Genomic DNA, 1,338 nt, shown 5'->3' on the forward strand with positions numbered 1-1,338 from the left:
TACCGGAAATCTCAATCTCTCTGGCATATGTCCGGGCGTTTTCTGAAAGAGTCCTCAGCCTCCTGATAGCTATCTCAGCAACCGGGACCATGACTTCAGGTATCCATTTCACATTTCCACCAAACCCCTTCACGGAATAGAATCTCAGCCCGTACCTCAGCTTTCCTTCCCTGTCCGCCTCACGGATTTCACAATCCGCCGGGAGCGTCAGGATTTCGGTTACTCTGGAAGGTGCGCACATGAGCAATGCAAAGACGGAGCTTATGAACAAGTCCATTTCTGAAAGCTGATCATCTGGAAGTGCGAAGATTTCAGCGATAGCATTCAACGACTCTTCGTCAGGTAACTTTGCCTCACGGGCCTCTTGAGCAGTTTTAGTGAGCCTGTTGCTTGCTTCCTGCGCTCTGATTGGGCTCTTCCAGAGCAGTGACTGCATGATCAGGAATTCTTTTTCTCTGAGAAATAAAACCAGTCCTTCAAGTACCTTGCCGCAGGCATGCGCTACTGCTTTGGTGTATGCGCTTTTTAAGGTGACAACGCACTGATCCAGAACAGTGAGGTTAACGTACTGAATATGACTCCGCCCATTGACCTGCAAGAGGGCTGCCTCAAGTGTCCTGAAAACGATATTAAGACGCTGATTGATTTTCTTGCCCCCATTCATGTAGTGGTAAAGGACATAGCTTTTAGCGAACTCAATAAAATTCCTGTCTAATGGCTCATTTACAATAACAGAACTTTTTTTAGCGCCTTTGACAGGGGTTTTAGTGAAAAGGAAAACTTTTGGCCAGTTAACCTCCTCCCAGCTCACAAGGTCGTTTTTATTGAGAGTGATCCGACAGTAGCTCACAAAATCATCTATTTTCTGCGCGCAATATTTTTCCCTGCACGTTTCGAGAACTCTAACTTTATCATTTTTGATATTATCCATTTGACACCTCCGGGTTTGATTTAAATTCTTTACACTTATTTATCACCTCTGATACTGCAATAATTGTTCTGTCCAGTATTTGTATAGTCACAGGATCAGCCACTATGCACTGAATCCTGTTACGCTCATCGAGTAAATATTCGAGTAATTTTTCATGCGGCCCTTCAACAAAAGGTCTGAAATGCATGCAGGTGTAACAGGGGATGGGCACACATGCTGTGCAGGATTTGCAACTGGCGCATTGCCCTGACTTTTCACCAGTATTAATTCTGATATTGCCGCCGGGATATTTATCCTCACTTTTGTTAATCAGCACTCCCTGAAACATCTTTGCATAGTAGCCAAGCTCAGCGGAGACGGCATCTTCGATTTTATTTAAACTATCTGGACCTGACTGAACATAAACG

Annotated in this window: 2 pseudogenes; both read right to left on the reverse strand. The window is 44.5% G+C overall.

Features of this window, described 5'->3' with window-relative positions:
- Window positions 1-931 (reverse strand): annotated as a pseudogene (locus FOV68_RS23825) (integrase); the annotation flags it as partial.
- A pseudogene (locus tag FOV68_RS24140) lies at window positions 924-1,338 on the reverse strand (hypothetical protein); the annotation flags it as partial. The pseudogenes FOV68_RS23825 and FOV68_RS24140, both read right to left, overlap by 8 nt.

It is taken from the genome of Pantoea sp. paga (assembly GCF_007558755.1).
Taxonomy (GTDB): domain Bacteria; phylum Pseudomonadota; class Gammaproteobacteria; order Enterobacterales; family Enterobacteriaceae; genus Pantoea; species Pantoea agglomerans.